This window comes from Nitrosomonas sp. (assembly GCF_019752415.1).
Taxonomy (GTDB): Bacteria; Pseudomonadota; Gammaproteobacteria; order Burkholderiales; family Nitrosomonadaceae; genus Nitrosomonas.
The window spans coordinates 1-20,017 of record NZ_JAIEME010000066.1; the positions used below are offsets into that span (position 1 = coordinate 1).

The following is a 20,017-nucleotide window of genomic DNA, read 5'->3' on the forward strand; positions in this document are numbered from 1 at the left end:
GGCATGGTAGCCAGACGGCACAATCCAGTACTAAAAATATTTGGTGACAGATTGAGTGATGCCGGATTGGCTCCAAAGGCCGTAATAGGAGCTGTCATGCGTAAACTGGCACATTTGATTTATGGGGTCATTAAATCAGAGCGGCCATTTGATGCAAACTTTAATCATTCAGCACTTGCAATTCAAGACGGTATCTGACCCCCTTCATGGTGTGCTTCAGTTTTGCTCTGGCAACCGCAGTACCGGCTTTTGATCCTTCCGGTTCAGCATACGACAAATAAGTGTGATGAGGAACAGCTGAATTAGGTGATGATATCCATGGCTCGGCAAGCGGCTTCACACATGTCATCAGAGGATTGCCGATAGGGTACGCAATACGTATTCTGCAGTAGGGCGGGGTGCAAGCTGGTTATCAAACATGACCGCATTGAGAGCGCCCAATTCGCGTGCTTTCTCTGGATGTGTTGCAAGATGGATTGCATGCTCCACTATTTCATCCGGATTTGTAAAAGAGAATTGTTCTTTCAGATGGGGGTAAGTGACTAGTAATTCCGGATTATTCATCAATGGTTCGCCAATGACTGCGACACCGAGCGCCATGGCTAAGCCAAACTTGGATGAAATACATCCGCAAATGCCTTGTGTGTAAATAACGACTTTAGTACGTGCTAATTTTTCGAGATATTCTGCTTGACTAAGGTACGGATGAAATACTGCTGCATATTTTTCTGGCAGTGACTCATGATTTGTGAAACCGACTACTTTATTGAGTTTGGTTATGCATGCAAGTTTTTTTATGATTTTGTAGCGATGCTCCATGACTGCTTCATTCGGGGGGACCTTGCGAAAACTGGTTACAAAGAAAATATCGATATCCTTATGAACCGTGCGATGCGCAAGGATTCTTTCGAGTGGCTGGAATTTTTTATGATCACGCAGACGCCATTTTGCATCAGCTAAATGGCTATCATAAGGCTGATTGTAGCCTAAACCTGGCTTAAATCCGAACCAAACGGAAGGAAGTATTAATTTTCGGCTAAGAGTCAAAAATGATTTTAACCGTAGCGGGAAGAATTGAGATATGTTGCGAATTTTCTCATGAAATACTTTCAGTGCAGGGTTACGCGCGATTTCATCTGGATTATAGTTAACCTTAAAATAGACATCTACGCATTGCAGCAGTGGCAGGTGATATCCGCCGGAATAGCTTTCGGCATTTGCAGAGTTTTCGTCGTGCGTATCGATACAAAAGTACCATTCGTTATCACCCTGCTGAAGCTTAAAAAGGGCCATTGTAAATAATAAGTGCTGCCAACTGGTATTCTGAATAGCCGGTTTTAAACGCATTGGGAGTATGTGAGTAACATTGACTTGCAGTTTGTCGTCGCTTTCCAGTTCCTTAAAGCCATGCAGATAATAGCCGGCATAATAATCTCTTGAGGTGTCGTAGAAAGTAAGGTTAGGCTTGGTCATGTCGGGAAATTCATCTGAAGTAAAGCAGGGAATGGGGAAGTATCGTTCATACAGTCCATTCGGTTACTTTTTCCCGTAGAGACAACAGGGCGGCAGCCTGCTTGTCAGAGCCAGCTTGATACCACTGGTCTAGTGCTGCACGTGCAACAGTGATTTCATGGGTAAGATTGAGTGCGCGAAAATCCGGAGTATAAAATACCCGTGCGACCAATGCTCGTGTTGCACCTAGACGGGGATATTGCGCGTATATCAAGTCTCCCGGTATCGGCAAACGACTATCGTTAACCCGGCCGATACCCGCAAAACCAAATGGTATTTCTTTGCTTAGTACGATATCTGCAAGCATGTCCAGAAGGCCGGAGGTAAGCACTTCGAAATGATTGGATAGTTTCATGTCCAGATAAAGGTCATTCAGCCCGAAGTGAATTTCATCAATACCCGGAAGTTTGGTGATTTCCTGCAATCGCATTGCAGCAGCTGCTGTTTCGACCAGTAGGGAAACAAGTGCACGGCCTTGCACAAGCTCAATAAAGGTAGCGGCTTCTTTCACAGTGCGAAACATGGGCAACATGAGAACACGGACGCCTTGATCGATCAAATAATTGATTTCATCACGAGAACCAGCGTGTATTGGATTGGCGCGCGTGAATAATGCAGCATGCGTTAATTTGTCTCGGATAGCTGGGAGTTCTTGCAGCTGATGATTTGAAATCCATGCTTTGCTGGAATCTTGGCGATTTTCTTTACCAATTCTCTCCAGATCGAGGCCAATCCGATTGATGCCTGCAGCATCTCCAGCTTGCGCTAGATCTGGATCATTGGTAAATAATGTCAGAATAAAATCATTGCCATAGTTCATCAGACTTGCCCCAATTTGAAAATTATCAGAATTATCGGCAAGCTATGACCAGAGCTTTAAATATTAGAACCGGTAAGGAATCTTGTCGGTATTTAATGGCAATCTCCACTCATCTGGATCTTCATAAGCATAGGGGCGATCAAAGTAATTAATGAAGCTACTTTCGAAGCTTTCCATATTTTGCAAGCCATGCCAGATTCCCGGTGGAATAGTAATTAATGTAGGTCGCAGACGACTTAAATGAAAAACATTGACATCACCGCGCGTAGTCGATTCAGGACGGTCATCATACAACACAAGTTTGATCGATCCGTTGGTTACGAAAATAGTATCCGTCTGATATTCATGCACGTGCCACGCACTGATAGCGTTCGCGCGCAGAGTGGCATGAATGATATGGCGTATCTGATCAGGGCCAATCGGCCACTCCGGCCGGTAGATCTCGGTTGTGATGCCATTACTTGTAATGATGTTGGATGTCTCTTTGGGTGCTATACCGTTAAGAAGAGTCCGCGTGAGCTTGCCATCTGCGGTGGCTGTTTGTTTGTCTTTTTTCGCATCTTTCAGCATTATTATTAATTCTCTTTAATAGGTTAGGTAACAGCAATAATTAGAGAAATGAACATCATAGTTTAGTTCGCATTTTCTGGCTATCGCTATGTATCAGGTATCTCAAAACGCCACAATGCGAAAACGTATTCCACCAAATACGTTAAGCGGTGGACCGGGTTCATAGTAGCGACCTAGAGCCGCATTGATACGAGTATTCGCATTATATTGTGCATCAAATAAGTTGTTAATGCCAACAAATACAGAGCCTTCGATTCCATTGCGTTTCAATTCCCAACCCGCCAATAACTGCCCCAGGTTATAAGCCGGATTGGTGGCGGTATTGACGTCATTGACGTAAAACGCGCCGACACGATGTACATGAACTTGCCCGAAGAAACCGAACGGGTGCGAATAGCGCACTAGTCCTTCCCAACGGTGCGTGGGGATGCCAGGGAAAATGTTGCCTTTCAGGCTGACATCGTTGACCACGTATTTCTCGAACTCAAAATCCGAATACGTGTAACTGATTTCCCCACGTAGCCCTTTCCATTCCGGTGTGGCGAGACGTGTTTCCACACCGATCCGGCGCGATTGTCCGGCATTGCGGAAAAACGCCCGGCCTGGCGAAGAAGGCAGTTCAAACGGCGTAATCTCATCCCAGGTTCGGATGAAAAAAACTGCTGTATCGTATTGGAATCCAGCCGTGTTACCGCGAAAACCCAGTTCGTTGCTAAGCGAGGTTTGCGCATTCAGATTGGGGTTGAATCCGCCTCTTCCAGCGGGGTTGTTGAGCAGTTCGGTGGTGGTTGGTGCTTCAAACACGGAAGCGACATGCGTATAAATCTGCTGCTGATCGGTCAGGTGATACACCAGCCCGGCCGAGCCGCTGGCCTGCGAAACTGTGCGTGAACCGGATTGGTTACCATCGGTTTTAAATTGGTCTTTGACTTGATAATTTAGCCAATCCCAACGGCCACCGATGACAAAATCGAGCTTGTCTCGCATATTCCATTCATTGCGGAAAAACGGCCCAGTGCTTTGCACGCGCTCGATTTGACTCAAATTCAACGCACTGCGCACACCGAAATTGTTATTGAAACGCTGGCGGTCATCGTTTTGTATGCCGTAATCCACCCCCGCCAGAAAACGGTTAGGCCGGTTAAACAACATATGATCGTTGACAAACTGCATCATCAATCCGCCCACCCAGCGATCAAACTGCACCTGCCCGCCGTCAAAAAACGCCTGACGGCTTTGAAAATCACGATGCAGTAAATGTGTGGTTACGCTGAATTCTTTGCCAGCAGATAGCCTGTGACGGAAACGCGCTCCCATTTCCTCCTGCCGGATCTCCTCACCGGCGTTGTACTGCACATTGCGCGCGGAAGCTTGCCGGGGATTAGCCTGTACTTCTGCGTTGGTCAAAGCGCCTGGATCTTTCGACAGCGGTGAATAAAATTCGCGGAACACCAGCATCAAGTCCGAATCGTCGCTCGTTTTGAAATTTAGCTTGGCTTGTGAAAATGTATTTTGCATCGCACTGTGATCGCGCCAGCCATCTTGCAGCAAGTGTGAACCATACAAGCTGTAACCGAAATTCCCTTGCCGCCCGCCCACGAACAACTCGGATTTCAGGTAACCATACTGACCAAACACCTGGCGCGGCATGATGACAAATTTCTCCGGCGGCGCTTCGCGCGTGGTGATGTCGATCATGCCGCCCGATGCGTTGCCATACAGCGCAGCGGAAGGGCCGCGCACAATATCCATGCGCTCGATCAACGAAGGATCGATCGAATCCAGTTGCGTTTGCCCATCGGGCAACGTGGCGGGAATACCATCCACGCGCATCTGAATGCCACGCACGCCGAACGGCGACCGCGCGCCAAACCCGCGAATCGCGATGCGCAAATCCTGCGTGAAATTAAACTGATTCTGAAAGAAAACCCCCGGCGTGCTGCGTGCAAATTCATCCAATGTCGCACCGGGCTGGTAATTATGCTGCGGAGTGCGCGTGATTTGCGTGATGCTGTTGGGAATCTGTTCCGGTGAGCGTTCGCTACGGGTGGCGGTGATGTTGATCGGGTTCAGAATGACGGATTGTGGAGTTTCCGGTTTTTGCGCCCAGGCGGAGAATGCAATGATCATGCAACCGGTCAGGACAATTAAATAGTAAATGACTCGGCGTAACCGGGAAAAACGACCCAAACAAAAATGTGCAACAGGAATAAAAAACATGCGGGCAAGTGTACCATTCCGCTCATCAACGTTAAATTACTGCATCACACCGCTTGAATTTTGCTGTGGTGAAAGCTATCGTGCGGATGATAAATACTGATACAGCTAATCAATCTGACTTTTGGTGGTTGCAATAAATAAGAAATTTGTTGCACAATTAGCAGATAGCATGATGGACCTAGTTCAATTCTATAACTAGTCTTAGTGTCAAAATACAAATCATGAATAATAAAAAATTTGCTTCTTTACGATCAGGTTTATTTTTCCTTTTTTTATTTTTTCCAATTTCTGTTTTTGCGGAAAGTTTAGTTCTAGAGTATAAATTTACTTCGGATAATGGATTGATCGTATCCGATACCAGCGGAAATGACCTCAATGGCGATATTGAAGGTAGCGGTGCCTGGCATTTTGCAGCGGGCGTTGGTGGTGGAAGAGGCCTTAAACTGAATGGGATTGATAATTTTATTCTGGTTTCAGACAATCCTATTTTCGATTTTAATCAATACACTGTGATGGCTTGGATAAAATTCAAACCCAGTACATGGGATAGGCAAGAGGTGATGGAGAAAGCGGGTTCTTTCTGGATTAACATCAGGAAAGATACTCGCAAGGTAAGGGCCGGTGGTTTCTTTGGAGGATGTCGTAATGATGCTTCCTACTTCATACTTGATAGTAGTAGAGCTGTGCTTGCAGATACATGGACGCATGTAGCGGCGACTTATGATGGCGCCATCTTGAGGATATATATCAATGGCGTATTATCTGGAAAATCTTCTGTGCTTGTTCCCGGTGGCCCTGTTTGCGTTAATACTGAACCTCTGGCGATAGGTGCTAAGCATAGGACGATTCCTCCTCCTGAAGATGCGGCCTTTTTAAATGGCGGTATGGATACTATGCGTATATTTGATGCAGTCCTACCAGGTTGGAGGATCAAGCAAGAAATGTTGAAAAATTAAGGTCATGTTACTGCTATCTTTCTAGGGACAACTTCATTTACAGGAAGCACACGCAAACGAGGCGGCAAAACTGCCAAGCGAGGCACAGCAAAAGAACAGAACCTGTGCTAGTAATACGCGATCGTCATGGTGAAACTGATGATCGTATACTACGTGGCACAAGCGCAGAACAAGTCGCAACAGTGCTTACCCCTTTGTTAAGCAAGATGGAGTGCCCGTCTACAGACATATCACCAGAAATGTAAAAATGTTCATCGCCCAGTCAACATTGCCGCAGGGCGGCGAATTATCAATGATTTTTATCACATTCAGAATGTATCTAAAAATTCAGCATTTCTAATGGTTCTACAACTATCTACAAAACCCGCCAATCGCATCATCCTGCTCGGTGCCAGCAATCTGACGTTATCCCTGCGCCTGGCTATCCATCTGATGCAGCAGCAGTTTGGCGGACCGAGCGAGGTTCTGGCGGCGGTGGGGCATGGGCGTGCGTATGGATTGGCTAATCAAGTGCTGCTGCGCGGGTTGCCGGGAATTGCTGCGAGTGGGTTATGGCCGCAACTGAATTCGATCGGAGTGCTTCCAACCTATGCGCTGTTGACGGATATTGGTAATGATATTTTGTTTGGATCGAATCCTGAAAAAATTTTGCAGCAAGTGGAATGGTGCATTGAACAGTTGCAGAATCATTCTGCGCGGATTGTAGTGACTAATCTGCCGATGGCTTCGATTGAGGATTTGTCCGAACGGCGTTATACGTTCTATCGCAATATTTTTTATCCGTTCTGCCGATTGCCCCGAAGTGAAACCGTGAGCCGGGGTCGAGCTGTATATCAAGGATTGATCGATATGGCATCGCGGCGGAATTTTACGTTGTATGAACAGGAGCCGGTTTGGTTTGGGCCGGATGGCATTCATGTACATTACTGGAAACGGCGAGCATTTTATCGGGATGTTTTAGAGCAGTTTCCATTGCGTAGTGATAGGCAAGGTGGTGTTGAGGAAGCTACGGATCAGGCGCCGTCCATGATTCGACAGGCTCACTGTGAGCGGAATCCGCATCTTGTTGTTCGCCCTGAGCTTGTCGAAGGGTTGAGTCAAAACTTTCATTCGGACAAAAAAGAATGGTTGCTAATCTGGCAACAGCGTCCGAAATTTGCTTATAAGACGTTATTGGGACGAGAAATACATTGCCAGCAGCCAAGTGGCCGGTTAACGGATGGCACAACGATTTGCAAATACTGATAGGTATTGATCGCAATCAGAGTGTTTGACAGCCCATTCGCTTATATCAGCAAGCATCCGCAGGTTAGTTCGTAGTGTGACGTGGAGGCTGAGTAAGTATGGTTTAATGCAATTTCTCTTGTTAAAATTAACTCTGTACGCTCCTTCCTATAGCATAACAGCTTTTGTACTTCCAACGCGGCTTACCGGTGTCTGGTTTAACCCAAACGTGGGGCGGCATTGCATGATCTGAAACACTTGGAATCGGTAACCAAAGGGAGAACAATATGAGCAATCATCCAGATATGCAAGAAATCTCGCCTGATGTAGCAGCCAAAACAGCTCTTCACGCGATGCTTTCTTCAAATTCATATCACAAAGATGATCGAGTCAGATTTCCGGTTGAAAAACTGGGATGGATACAGGTCGATCTGGAAGGGAAGCCGACCACTGAACCCACAAGACTTCATTCCTTATCGGGATTGGCATTTGATATATTTGGGAAAAGAGAAACGGATGATGTTGTTTTTGCCTTTCGGGGTACAGATGGCGGATCAGATTTTTTGTTTGCCAATTTTGCGGTACCGCCTTTAAACTTACAATATACTCAAGCGCGGAAAGAGTTCCAGAAGTATTGGACGGCGAACAAGAATAAGAACATCGCTGTTACAGGGCATTCATTAGGCGGTGGACTCGCGCTAAGTATCTCTGTTCATTTTGGGATTGCCGCAATCACCTTCGATTCCTCGCCACGCATCTTTGATGGATTCGGAGACCGTCACGCGCCAGCGGAGAGAGTGGTTATCTATGAGGATGGGGAAGTTCTAGAACCAGTTCGTCGACATTGGAAGAAGATTGCTAAAGTGGTTCCGAGGGGCAATTTCTATCGCTGCTCCTTTGATTTTTCCGGAAGTCAGCATCGTATAGGCCTCCTAGCTCAAGGACTCTTAGTCCTTGGCGCACAAGTAAATCCAGAGTTGGATCCGGTTCGTAATGCATTTGCCGCCTAACATCGCTAAAGCGGGACGCGCCTTCCTCTGGTCTTTTAGTAGATTACTTTGTATTCCGTTCGGGGATTTTACGCAACTTCCTTTAGGGCGCGCCCCTTAGCTCAGTAGGGCGCAATCAATATTGCGCCGAATGAAGTTCGCAGGTGATGCGCAAGTTACTTAGAAAAATTCAGTGCAACGCGCTTTGCTTATTACTTCAAATTTTCTCGTAACCGCAAGCAGATGCTTGATTGAGTAAAGTATGCTGGTGTTGGGGTAATTGACAGCAGTTCTGGGTGTTGGTATAACTGCCAACATGAAATCTATCGAACTACTTCGACAACGCATAGTATTGGCTGAGAACAAATTTGCCGAACTCGTGCTTTGGCGGCTTGCCCAGCCGTTGACAGATTCTAGACATGCTTTTAAGTATCGTCTTGCCTATGTGGTTAATGGGGAATGTGTTCTTCGGTATGATAACGAGGCAGGGAAAGGTGATCATCGGCATTGGGGGGTGAAGGAAACCGAATACACGTTCTCCACCCCGGAAAAGCTATTGACAGATTTCCAACATGATATCGAGAGGTGGAACTATGAAAACAGTGATTCTTGACGTTCGAGATCCAAAGGAAGCGATGACTGACTTTGCCCAAGTCTGGAATTCGAATAAGCAACAAAAATCGGATCGAATCAGTTTTGCGTCACCAGAATTACTGTGGAAAGTGTTGACCGCAAAACGGTGGGAGCTTTTGAAAGCGCTTTGCGGTGCGGGTCCAATTTCAATTCGAGAGGCTGCGCGGCGAGTAGAGCGTGACGTGAAAGGTGTGCACGGAGATGTCGTCGCGCTTCTCGAAGCGGGTCTACTCGATCGCACTGAAGAGGGTGCGATCGTGTTTCCTTATGAAGCCGTGAAGGTTGAATTTTTATTGCGAGCAGCTTAGTTTTTGCGCAGGGAAGTAGCCGAACCATGCACTTAATTAGAATTCATCTCGTTGTAATGATGATTCTGGCGTTCTATCAAAAATTCTTTTTAAATGAGCAGTTGCCGTTTGTACCGCGAAGGCAGTACGCTCGGCTCCTAAATGGTGTTTGCTTATTTGGTAGGGTGAGAATTCTGATGAGCATGTTTCTGATGCTGTTGACGTTATCGGGTTGTGTGCATCAGAAGTTTGTCACTGAACCCTATCCTCGCTGGGGGGAGGAAAGCAGTATTAGCCAATCTGGTGGCAATGTGCTGCTGATTTTGCGAACCCTTGTTCCGTCAGAACCCGCTAAAGCGCCAGCCTGCATATTGCTGGTTCACGGCATGAACGAACATATCGGGCGCTATGGCGAAGTGGCGCATTATTTTGCCCGGCAGTTTTTTGTAGCAGGGTTCGATTTCCACGCGCACGGCCTGTCCAATCCGGTACTGCAACAGGCGGATCAAGCACTTGCGGCGGGTGCAGCCAAACAGGAAGTTGGCGACGCTTTCCTGGCGCAATCATTGTTGCATGATCTGGAGCCGCTGCGCAGGACTCTGGATCTGGCACTCAGGCAGACGATTGCGCTTTGCGATGCGCAGAGTGATTCGAAACGACCTGTGTTTATTGTTTCGCACAGCCTGGGTGCTTTGGTTGCTGCTTCTTATTTGCTGCAGGTTCGGAATGAGGATAATCCGGCCAAGCGCGTGCGGGGTATTGTTTTTCTGGCACCGGCTTTTGCTGTCAGCGAACCACCCGATTGGCGTGGGTGGGTGGCAAATCCATTGATCAAGCTGTCTTTTCATGCTGAAACGCATTTTCTGCATCCGCAGAATGAGCCTTTTCCACTGTTATTATTCAATCAATTGTTTTCATTGATAACGGTGCCACTATTAGATGGCCTATTCGAAGTGTTTTCCTGGCCGGGTTTGCGTAGTTTCGTGACGCCAGTTTCTCCGGCTTGGGTGACGGATTATCTGACCGATAGTGAAGCAGAGAAAGCGCGCCTACGCGCCGATAATTGGATCGTCCGCCGCAGCCTGTTGCGCTACGTGAAAGGTATTGAAGAAGAGGTTGTGCGCTTTCGCCGTAAAATGGATCAATTCAAAATACCTTATTATTTGGTTTATTCGGCGCATGATCCAATTACACCAGCCTGGGGCAATAAGGATTTCGCTCACGCTACATTGAAGAATCATGCTGATAATGCAGTCTTGGCGCTGCCCAATCTGCCTTACCACCAGCATCTGTTTTTAAAAGAACCTGCACGCACTGAGCTTCTGATGAAGATTGAAAAATGGATGGGTTTCCGACTACGCTCGCTAGAATACTGATTCCATTTGCTCCTTATAGCATGGTTATAATTTAAATCACCTGCCTGGTTTTGCAGTGTTTGATAGCGGATGCTGCGCTCAGCCACTTCTTTATCGTGTTTCGTGACAGACTTGTACGTCGCTGAATTTCATTAATCGACAGATGTTCACGATAATACATCCGCCGTATCTTTGCATACATAACCATAGTAATCACCTCTACTGTCTCCTGCCTAAAATTTAAGCAGGATACGTGAGATTACCCGGTTAATTTTCAACCGGTACAATCAGGCTTTCTGGTCAATTTTCGACTGGCGTCAACACTCATTAGAATTGGTGCGCATCGATGAAATCATCTGTTCCAGTCTTGGTTTTCCAGGTTGTCCACCCCAAGTCCGAGCTGCCATAGTCAAGGCGTCTGTGGCGAAAATGATTTTTTATTGTTCTAAGCTATTTTTTTGTCAGAAGCATCATTGCTGAGATGAAAGAAACTAGAAGACCTAATAATACCAGCGCTAATACTGTCTCATCGCCAGTTACAACAAAATATATGGAGAGGATCAAGGAAAAGACTAGAGATCCAATCATGCTAAATTTTTTCATATCAGGACATCCTTTTTGGTAATTAATTAGAGACAATAGAAATTCTCGCATCAAGCAATCTTAGCTGATTGATTCTGAATTACTCTATCCGCAATCTAATGAACTTAGATTATCTGGAGCTATCCAGCAAGTAGTACTATTAGCATATCGAGCACTAGCACATTCTTAACTTCATGGCCTCGCATTAGATTAATAATCCATTCCAGAAAAGCGCTGCGGTTTGGTAGATCAGGTAGATCAAACTCATCGCTTATAAATGTCGTGATGTCCGGCATATAACTGATGGATTCAACGAATATTGCATTGATGCGCATTCTAATTCATCCGGAAAGTGCGTACTTTCGTTCTCAACCGACAAGAGCGTAATTGGTTTCATGCAGCGCTATAATTTTTAATGGCAAGTAATCTAACTGGCTGTGAGTGGAGTCAAATGATTAATTTCCAGATTATGTATTAAAATTCCACTGACTTTCCAGACTCGTTGATATTATTGGTCGTTCCCAATCAATTTTTTTGTAAAATGCTTGTGTGTTGCGCATTATTATTTTGAGCTATTGTCTTATTTAGCATGGTGTATTTCTTATTATCCACAGTTTCTGTGGATAACTTTGTGGAAAAGATCTATATTCAACAATTAACTATCGAAAAAGTAACGCTTAATTCTACATCTGATTAATAATTTTACACTTTAATTTTGTAATATTTATCATATTGTTAAATATATTTTCCGTTTCTGTGTGAAGTATAGGAATGGATTTTATATGACTTGTTGATACTGTGGATAAACAATATGCTATAGCTATTAATCTGGGCAATATCCTTAACTTTATTGAGAAAAACTTTGATGTGTATAGTGTGAGGCTGGGAAATTAGATTTTTTGTCATTACATTTTTTATATGAATAACTGGGTTGTGTGACAAGGTTTTTTTGTGTATGAAGAATAAGATTTATTTTGATTGTTCTATAGTTATTAGGGTGTTATGCTCAATATTCAGCGGTTGACTTATTTACAAGGCGGGATTCCGCTACTCGAAAATTGTGATCTACAGATTTTTTCTAATCAACGTGTCGGCCTGGTCGGTAAAAACGGTTGTGGTAAGTCTACTTTGTTCCGTTTGGTCCGGGGAGTGATCAAACCGGATAGTGGAGAAGTCAGTCTGCAGCCTGGGAAAACGGTCGCTTTTGTTGAACAGGAAATCATCAATTCAAATCAGTCTGCGATTGAGTTTGTGCTTGATGGTGATGTTGAATTACGTCAATTGGAGAAGATCCTGACCCAAGCCGAACATGATGCGGCTTGGTTTGAGGCGCAGCATCGTTATGAAGCGATAGATGGTTATACGGCGCAGGCGCGGGCATCGCAACTATTGAATGGATTAGGTTTTGCGAATCATACGCTGGAGAATCCGGTCAGTCATTTCTCAGGGGGCTGGCGTATGCGTCTAAACCTGGCTCGTGCCTTGATGCATCGTGCTGATTTATTATTGCTGGATGAACCAACTAATCACCTGGATCTGGAAGCTATTCTCTGGCTGGAACAATATCTGTCGCGTTATCCGGGTAGTCTGATGGTGGTGTCACACGACCGTGAGTTTCTCAATGCCTGTGTTAATCGTATTGCGCATATCACTGAACGGAAAATTGAAGTATACAGCGGTGATTATGATGATTTTGAGCGTGCTCGCGCTGAACGCCTAACTCAACATGCTCAGGCTTTTCAGCAACAGCAAAGAAAGATCGCGCACATGGAAGATTTTGTGCGGCGTTTTCGTGCCAAGGCGACCAAAGCCAAACAAGCGCAAAGTCGTATCAAAGCGCTGGAACGTTTGACGCGCATTGCGCCGGCGCATGTTGAAGATGGGTATTTTGAATTGCAGATTGAAGCGCCTGAGCGTAGTCCTGATGTTCTACTGCGCGTAAAAGATATGAGCTTTGGTTATGACGATCACTTGTTGTTTCAACATGTTCATCTTATTTTACAAGCGGGTGCCCGAATTGCCTTGCTGGGTCCGAATGGCGCAGGGAAATCCACATTAATAAAGCTTTTGGTCGGGGAAATTACTCCTACCTCTGGTACATTGGAATGGACGCCCAATATCCGTATGGGCTACTTTGCACAACATCAGCTGGAGAATCTTGATGGTGATGCGACCCCTTTGCAGCATATGCGGCAATTGGCACCAAAGCAGACTGAATTGGACTTGCGAAAATTCCTGGGGCGATTTGGCTTGGGGGGGGATAGTGAGGATCGTCCGGTAGCCAGTTTCTCCGGAGGAGAAAAAAGTCGCCTGGCACTTGCCCTACTAGCATGGCAGAAGCCACACTTACTATTGCTCGATGAACCAACCAATCATTTGGATTTGGAAATGCGCGATGCGTTAACTTTGGCGTTGGAAGCCTATACCGGCACGGTGATTCTGGTATCGCATGATCGTAGTCTGGTACGTGCAGTGGCTGATGAATTGTGGTTGGTGGCTGATGGTAAAGCACAATTTCTGGATGGTGATCTGGATGATTATAAAAACTGGATAGAAGCGCGTCGTTCTAGTGAAGTTGTAGAGTCACGATCTATTTCACAAAAAGTGCAATCCAGAACATCTGCAAAACCGAACAAAAAAGTACTGCTTTCCAAGCAATCAAAGCTTGAGGTTGCCCTAACGGTCGCGCAGAAGGAATTGGATGAAGTAAGCCGCCAGTTAGCTGATCCGGCTATTTATGCGAGCCGTTCTCGGGATGAAATTGATCGACTCAGTGCAGTTCATTCGACACTCGAAAATAAAGTGGCTGAATTGGAAGAAAGCTGGCTGGATCTGGAGATGGCGATGGAGGAGTAAAACAGATGGTTCCGATCTGGGCTAGTTCAGATTAGAGTGCATACCAATTAAACCTGCATGTTCATGATTTCTTGATAAGCTGTTACCAGCTTGTTGCGAACTTGTATCATCGATTGAAAGGATACATTGGCTTTTTGCAGTGAAATCATTACTTCATGTAAATCAACATTGGATTGGTCACTCACAAATTGGGCACTCAGTTTATCGGCAGTTATCTGGGAGCTATTGACCTGATCTACAGCCGATTTAAGTTTTTCGCTAAAATCAACACTCGCTATTTCATCCGTTTCGGATTGCTTTTTTGTACCGGAAGCAAATGCCGAGGCCGCTTGCAATTGCTGCAAAATATTATCAATTCCGGGTTTATCCATGATTTACTCCAACACAATTGGTTTCAAGTATCTCGCAAAACTTAAAAAACTTCAAATAATTTTATTAAATCAGATTCCTAGCGACAGAATCGATACTTGCTAACTCATCAAACGATATTGCTGTAACTTATAACGCAACGTCCTTTCCGAGATTCCTAGCTTTTTAACGGCCAGTTTCCGGGAACCATTAACAGCTGCCAGTGTTTCCAAAATATGATTACGTTCGAGTGTCTTGATATCTTGTGAAGTCGAATCAGCGTTTATAGTATTTATTTCATGATCATGATCAGCTTCTTTAGGCAAATTGATATGCTCAGCTTCGATAGTATTTGTAGCCAGAATCATGGCGCGTTGCATTACATTTTCCAGTTCTCTGACATTGCCCGGCCAAGCGTGCTGAGTCAATTTTTCTATTGCAGCTTCGGTCATTCTGCGGAGTGATTGGCTTGTGCCGGCTACTGCTGCTTCCAGGATTCGCTGCGCCAGCGGCTCAATATCCAATCGCCGTTCACGAAGCGAAGGAATTTCGATTGGGAACACATTGAGCCGGTAATACAGATCTTCACGGAATTGACCACTTTTAACCATGGCCATCATGTCACGGTTAGAAGTTGCCAGAACGCGGATATCGAGTTTTATGATCTTATGCCCGCCTACTCTTTCAACTTCTCTTTCTTGTAAAACACGTAACAATTTTGCTTGTAGCTCCAGAGGCATTTCTGAAATTTCATCGAGTAGTAATGTGCCGCCTTCAGCTTGTTCGAATTTTCCAGGCTGAGATTGGGCTGCGCCGGTAAAAGCGCCTTTCTCGTAACCAAATAAGGTTGCCTCCAGTAAATTTTCTGGAATAGCTGCGCAATTGATGGCGACGAATGGTTTGGATGCGCGTAATGAATGCTGGTGAATAAAGCGCGCGATTACTTCTTTGCCACAGCCGCTTTCACCCGTCAGCATGACTGTTGCCGGAGATTGCGCAACCCGCTTGGCGAGAGAGAGTAGTGCTCGCGTACGCGGATCTTTTGCAACAATTTTGTCTTCTTGCTCAAGCTCGGATAATACGTAGCGTTTAATGTGTGCCAGCAAACTGTCTGGGTCAAACGGTTTCAGCAGATAATCGCAGGCACCTGTCTGCATTGCGGCAACTGCTTTTTCGACATCTCCATAAGCTGTCATAAGCAACACCGGCAATTCTGGATTGAACGCCTTGATTTTCTTTAACAAAGTGAATCCGTCCATGGGTCTCATCTGCACGTCGCTTACAACCATTCCCGCCTGAGATTCCTGTAGCGCAGCCATGGCGTCATTGCCATTGGATGCCGCTAATGTTTGATAACCTGCTAGTTTCATGGTGGCACAAATCGCCTCCAGTAAATCCTTGTCATCCTCTACAACCAAAATGGGTAGCGTATGCATCGTATTAATCTCCTTTGTTTCTTGGTAGCCGTATCACAAATTCAGTTCCTGTGTCTTGCGATGAATTAATCTGCACACTACCTCCCATGGACTGTATAACACCTCGAACAATGGCCAAACCTAAACCGGTACCTTCTGAGCGTGTCGTAAAAAAGGGTTCGAATAATCTTTCTTGCAGCGCCGCATCAATGCCTGGTCCATCATCATGGACACTTAAAACGATTTTTTCTTCTTCCATGCCGCTTGTCAGAATAATTTTATCTCCCGGGGATGACGCTTGCATGGCATTCTCAAGAAGATTGACCATCGCTCCGCATAGTGCCTGACGGTCAGTCATTAGACTTCCAGTTTCACTCAGATCATGCACAATTAACTGCAAACCATGTTGGATCATCTGAGGCTCTATGACTTGTTGTAGTTCTGCTAACAAATGACTGATTCTGACATCCTCGAGTTGCGTTATTTCACCTTTAACAAAACGTAGCATATCGTTAACTAGGTGCTCCAGGTGATGCATGCGTTCAATAGTTTTGGTTGCAAACTTTTGTCTTTCAACTGGAGTTAATGCATCACTTCCTAGATGATTGGCGTAGAGTAGTGCGGTTGAAAGCGGGGTACGCAACTGATGGGCAAGATTCGCTGCCATTTCACCCATTGAAGTGAGTCGCTGATTTCGTCTTATTTGATCCTGCAGGGCATAGGCTTCAGTAATATCGTTTACCAGCAGGATTCGTCTAGCGGTTGAATCTGTTTCGCTGCTTTCAATGCGGATACGGCGTTGTTTTGCCGATTCTTGTTGTTTTGTAAGCCACTCGTTGATGATTACAGTTGGTGATAAACGTTCTTGAATAATCTGATGCCATGCCAACCCAAGTAATGGTTCTCCAAGGATCGAAATTGCAGCTGGATTTACTTGTTCGATACATTCTTGCCCATTCAGCGCTATTACGCCACCAGGCAACGCATTCAGTAAGAGACTTAACTGCTGCGATAAATTTTCCTTTGCAATTAATTGTTTGTGCAGCTCGCCATTTGCAACTGCCAGTTCTCCGGTTAATTGCGCTACCTGGTGTTGTAATTCCTGATATACACCGGATAGCTGTTCGGAGGCTTCATTAAAAGCTGCAAAAGCTAGTTGCAGCTGTTCCTGATCAACCGGTACTGGTTTAATTTCAATAACTTTGTTAGTTTGCACTGGATTGGATGGCAGTAATTAGGAATGCTAGTAGCTTAGCATTTATACCAGCATCAACAATGATGCGAATAGGGTGGGCAAACCTATTCTATTTGAGCATTCAGACTCGATAAAACTATCGATAATCATCACTTCAATAGAACTCTTTTCGTGGATTTAACATGAAAGATGTTTTTTCTTACGGAATGCATATTGATAAATTGAACAATGACTTGGTTTAGCTATTACAGGGGATATCTCTTGTGATCTTTGTAATATAACAATTGGTTAGTTAATCTGAGTGATGGAAATTACTATTTATTTTTTTAATAAGTGGTCCAGAATCTAGGCAGGAGAATAGTGCGTGGCAACAGTACCCAGTGAATCCAATGCAGCAGCACCACCGACAACGATCCGGTTGGCGCAATTCAATCAATTGTCTAATCAAAAGAAACTGGGATTGATTCTCTCGGCAGCTGCTGTCATTGCTTTGCTGGTTGGCGCTTTGATGTGGAGTCAGGCGCCGGATTATCGTGTCCTTTATAACAATGTGTCGGATCAGGATGGTGCAGCCATTATTACTGCGCTACAACAAATGAACGTGCCGTATAAATTCTCCGAAAGCGGTGGTGCCATCTTGATTCCAGAGAGACAAGTGCATGAAATTCGTTTGAGGTTGGCGGGACAGGGTTTGCCCAAAGGCAGTTTGCCAGGATTTGAGTTAATGGAAAATCAGAAATTTGGCTCCAGTCAATTCCTCGAACAAGTTAATTATCAACGAGCGCTTGAAGGTGAATTAGCACGTTCGGTTCAGTCATTATCAGCAGTGCAAAGTGCGCGAGTGCATTTAGCAATTGCAAAACCATCCGTTTTCTCAAGAGAAAAACAGCAGCCAAGTGTTTCGGTACTACTAAACTTATATCCAGGCAGAGTTTTGGGTGTTGAGCAGGTTAGTGCGATCGTGCACTTGATGTCGAGCAGCGTACCCAGTTTGTCAGTGAAGAATGTTACTGTCGTGGATCAAAATGGTAATCTGCTTAGTACCCAAAATGATGGTAAACAGGATTCAAGATTTGATGCCAAACAGTTAGAGTATATACAGGAACTTGAAGAAAATTATATTCGTCGTATCGAAGCTATTCTGACGCCTATTACTGGTGCTGCGAATGTGCGTGCTCAGGTTACTGCTGATATGGATTTTTCTCGTATTGAACGTGCCGAGGAAATTTATCGACCTAATAATACTGAATCAGAAGCTGCCGCTATTCGTAGCCAACAAACGCTCGAAGCGACCTCCATCGGCGCCAAACTTGATGGGGGAATCCCAGGAGCGCTGACAAATCGTCCGCCTGAACCTGCCGCAGCCCCAATTGAAGCGGGAGGAGAAAACAATGAAGAGGGTGATAAGACGCCTCCTATACCGACAGATCAGAAAAAAGAGTCTACGATTAATTATGAAGTAGATAAAACCGTACAGCATACTCAGCATTCAACTGGCAACATCAAACGATTATCTGCCGCTGTTGTGGTGAATTATCGCAAAAAAGTAGATGAGAACGGAGAAGTGATTTATGAGCCGTTAACTGCTGATGAGATTAAGGAAATCAATAGTCTCGTCAGGGAAGCTATGGGTTATAGCGAGAAACGGGGCGATTCGCTGACCGTAACTAATGGTTTATTTACTGCTGATACTGCAACAATATTGGATATCCCACTTTGGAAAGACCCTGATGTCATCATGTTGGCGAAGGAAATTGGGAAGCAGCTATTAATTGCAGCCGTTGTTTTATTTTTCTTATTAAAAATTCTACGCCCATTTCTAAAAAGCTTAACCCCACCCCCACCCCCGGTAGAGTCTGAGAATCTATCTGGTGAGGCTGAGCTGGATCAATTGTCAGAGCGCGGGGATGGGGCGGCGCTGCAAGCCATTCAGAAATCAATATTTGATGAGAATCTTAAGAAAGCTAAGCAATTGGCTGTGGATGAGCCTGCTATCGTCGCCAATGTAGTGAAAGAGTGGATATCTAAAAATGGATGATGAAGGAATTAAGAAAAGCGCAATTTTGCTGATGACTTTGGGTGAGCAAGAAGCAGCATCAGTGATCAAACTGTTGGGGCCAAAGGAAGTGCAAAGATTGGGTGAAATGATGTCTATGCTGCAGAATATAACGCGTAATGAGATTGAAGACGTTGTGTCAGAATTTTGCAATCAGGCTGAAGGAAAAACCACTTTGGGTCAGGATTCGGCTGATTATATCCGGAAGGTTTTGACCAGTGCTTTGGGCGATGAAAAAGCCGCCAATCTCATTGATCGGATCTTGCACGGTGGCGATACCAGCGGTATCGAAGGATTGAAGTGGATGGATGCGCCGTCAGTGGCTGAGCTGATCAAGAATGAGCATCCGCAGATTATTGCTACCATACTGGTTCATCTGGAGCGTGATCAGGCAAGTGAAGTTTTAAGTTTGTTTACCGAACGGTTGCGTAACGATACGTTATTACGTATCGCTACACTGGATAGTATCCAACCAGATGCGTTGCGTGAATTAAACGATGTTCTAACCAAGTTGTTATCGGGCAGTAATACTATTCGTAAATCTGCCATGGGCGGAGTACGCGCCGCAGCCGAGATTCTTAATTTTGTTCCAACCGCCCAAGAAACCAGTGTCATTGATAATATTAAACAGTACGATGAAGATTTGGCACAAAAAATCATGGATGAAATGTTTGTATTTGATAATCTGATTGATATTGATGATCATGGTATTCAATTGCTCCTCAGAGAAGTGCAGTCGGAATCTTTGATTATCGCCTTGAAGGGCGCACAAGAAGAATTGCGTAAGAAAATTTTCAAGAATATGTCACAACGTGCCGCTGAGGCTCTGCGGGAAGATCTTGAAAGCAAAGGTCCGGTAAGACTCTCCGAAGTGGAAGCGGAACAAAAAGAAATTCTTAAGGTTGTGCGTCAGTTGGCTGACGATGGGCAGATTGTGTTGGGTGGGAAAGGTGATGATGGTTTCATTTAGTTGATAGATTCTTCGTTAGTTGAACTAAA

Annotated in this window: 18 protein-coding genes and 1 pseudogene; 10 read left to right on the forward strand and 9 right to left on the reverse strand. The window is 45.0% G+C overall.

Features of this window, described 5'->3' with window-relative positions; all coding sequences use genetic code 11:
- Nucleotides 1–160: 160 nt before the first annotated feature.
- From K2P83_RS10920 to K2P83_RS10940, 5 genes are all read right to left on the reverse strand, one after another.
- Nucleotides 161–349, reverse strand: a complete 189-nt coding sequence (locus tag K2P83_RS10920) for a hypothetical protein (RefSeq protein WP_292929092.1) — start codon at nucleotides 347–349, stop codon at nucleotides 161–163.
- Nucleotides 349–1,473, reverse strand: a complete 1,125-nt coding sequence (locus K2P83_RS10925) for a hypothetical protein (RefSeq protein ID WP_292929094.1) — start codon at nucleotides 1,471–1,473, stop codon at nucleotides 349–351. Before K2P83_RS10925 ends, K2P83_RS10920 begins: the two co-directional genes overlap by 1 nt.
- 46 nt (nucleotides 1,474–1,519) lie before the next feature.
- Nucleotides 1,520–2,332, reverse strand: coding sequence for an aldolase/citrate lyase family protein (locus K2P83_RS10930; RefSeq protein ID WP_292929096.1), 813 nt, complete (start codon nucleotides 2,330–2,332; stop codon nucleotides 1,520–1,522).
- A 63-nt stretch (nucleotides 2,333–2,395) separates the two neighbouring features.
- Nucleotides 2,396–2,902: a dTDP-4-dehydrorhamnose 3,5-epimerase family protein gene (locus K2P83_RS10935; RefSeq protein WP_292929098.1), complete on the reverse strand. Its 507-nt coding sequence runs from the start codon at nucleotides 2,900–2,902 to the stop codon at nucleotides 2,396–2,398.
- Between the two features lie 102 nt (nucleotides 2,903–3,004).
- On the reverse strand, nucleotides 3,005–5,122 hold the full coding sequence (locus K2P83_RS10940) for a TonB-dependent receptor (RefSeq protein WP_292929100.1): 2,118 nt from the start codon (nucleotides 5,120–5,122) through the stop codon (nucleotides 3,005–3,007).
- A gap of 221 nt (nucleotides 5,123–5,343) precedes the next feature.
- Here K2P83_RS10940 and K2P83_RS10945 point away from each other — a divergent pair, with 221 nt between their 5' ends.
- The 7 genes and pseudogenes from K2P83_RS10945 (at nucleotide 5,344) to K2P83_RS10975 (ending at nucleotide 10,587) form a co-directional block, all read left to right on the forward strand.
- Nucleotides 5,344–6,078, forward strand: coding sequence for a LamG domain-containing protein (locus K2P83_RS10945; protein WP_292929102.1), 735 nt, complete (start codon nucleotides 5,344–5,346; stop codon nucleotides 6,076–6,078).
- Nucleotides 6,077–6,399: pseudogene (locus K2P83_RS10950) on the forward strand (IS1595 family transposase); the annotation flags it as partial. The gene K2P83_RS10945 and the pseudogene K2P83_RS10950, both read left to right, overlap by 2 nt.
- Before the next feature lie 18 nt (nucleotides 6,400–6,417).
- Nucleotides 6,418–7,323 carry a hypothetical protein gene (locus tag K2P83_RS10955; protein ID WP_292929196.1) on the forward strand — a complete coding sequence of 302 codons (906 nt, stop codon included), beginning with the start codon at nucleotides 6,418–6,420 and terminating at the stop codon, nucleotides 7,321–7,323.
- Between the two features lie 266 nt (nucleotides 7,324–7,589).
- Complete coding sequence (locus K2P83_RS10960; RefSeq protein WP_292929104.1) at nucleotides 7,590–8,312, forward strand: hypothetical protein; 723 nt, start codon at nucleotides 7,590–7,592, stop codon at nucleotides 8,310–8,312.
- Nucleotides 8,313–8,571: 259 nt separating this feature from the next.
- The gene (locus K2P83_RS10965) at nucleotides 8,572–8,904 is read left to right on the forward strand and encodes a DUF6516 family protein (RefSeq protein WP_292929106.1); all 333 of its coding nucleotides are present in this window, start codon (nucleotides 8,572–8,574) and stop codon (nucleotides 8,902–8,904) included.
- Entirely contained in the window at nucleotides 8,885–9,232 is a 348-nt protein-coding gene (locus K2P83_RS10970) for a DNA-binding protein (protein ID WP_292929108.1), read from the forward strand. Before K2P83_RS10965 ends, K2P83_RS10970 begins: the two co-directional genes overlap by 20 nt.
- A 176-nt stretch (nucleotides 9,233–9,408) precedes the next feature.
- Nucleotides 9,409–10,587 (forward strand): alpha/beta fold hydrolase, encoded by a 1,179-nt coding sequence (locus K2P83_RS10975; protein WP_292929110.1) that lies wholly within the window; start codon nucleotides 9,409–9,411, stop codon nucleotides 10,585–10,587.
- 701 nt (nucleotides 10,588–11,288) lie between these two features.
- Here the strand turns inward: K2P83_RS10975 and K2P83_RS10980 are convergent.
- Complete coding sequence (locus K2P83_RS10980) at nucleotides 11,289–11,483, reverse strand: hypothetical protein (protein WP_292929112.1); 195 nt, start codon at nucleotides 11,481–11,483, stop codon at nucleotides 11,289–11,291.
- Nucleotides 11,484–12,150: 667 nt separating this feature from the next.
- On the opposite strand from K2P83_RS10980, the gene abc-f reads away from it, so the two are divergent.
- Nucleotides 12,151–14,004 carry a ribosomal protection-like ABC-F family protein gene (abc-f, locus tag K2P83_RS10985; protein WP_292929114.1) on the forward strand — a complete coding sequence of 618 codons (1,854 nt, stop codon included), beginning with the start codon at nucleotides 12,151–12,153 and terminating at the stop codon, nucleotides 14,002–14,004.
- A gap of 47 nt (nucleotides 14,005–14,051) precedes the next feature.
- On the opposite strand, the gene fliE is transcribed toward abc-f, so the two are convergent.
- The 3 genes from fliE to K2P83_RS11000 all read right to left on the reverse strand — a co-directional run bounded on the left by fliE (nucleotide 14,052) and on the right by K2P83_RS11000 (nucleotide 16,983).
- Nucleotides 14,052–14,375, reverse strand: a complete 324-nt coding sequence (gene fliE, locus K2P83_RS10990) for a flagellar hook-basal body complex protein FliE (RefSeq protein ID WP_292929116.1) — start codon at nucleotides 14,373–14,375, stop codon at nucleotides 14,052–14,054.
- A 99-nt stretch (nucleotides 14,376–14,474) separates the two neighbouring features.
- Nucleotides 14,475–15,788, reverse strand: coding sequence for a sigma-54 dependent transcriptional regulator (locus tag K2P83_RS10995; RefSeq protein ID WP_292929118.1), 1,314 nt, complete (start codon nucleotides 15,786–15,788; stop codon nucleotides 14,475–14,477).
- A 4-nt stretch (nucleotides 15,789–15,792) separates the two neighbouring features.
- Entirely contained in the window at nucleotides 15,793–16,983 is a 1,191-nt protein-coding gene (locus K2P83_RS11000; RefSeq protein WP_292929120.1) for an ATP-binding protein, read from the reverse strand.
- A 343-nt stretch (nucleotides 16,984–17,326) separates the two neighbouring features.
- Here K2P83_RS11000 and fliF point away from each other — a divergent pair, with 343 nt between their 5' ends.
- Both fliF and fliG read left to right on the forward strand, forming a co-directional pair.
- Nucleotides 17,327–19,000, forward strand: a complete 1,674-nt coding sequence (gene fliF, locus K2P83_RS11005) for a flagellar basal-body MS-ring/collar protein FliF (RefSeq protein ID WP_292929122.1) — start codon at nucleotides 17,327–17,329, stop codon at nucleotides 18,998–19,000.
- Nucleotides 18,993–19,988: a flagellar motor switch protein FliG gene (gene fliG / locus K2P83_RS11010; RefSeq protein WP_292929124.1), complete on the forward strand. Its 996-nt coding sequence runs from the start codon at nucleotides 18,993–18,995 to the stop codon at nucleotides 19,986–19,988. Before fliF ends, fliG begins: the two co-directional genes overlap by 8 nt.
- Nucleotides 19,989–20,017 lie beyond the last annotated feature (29 nt).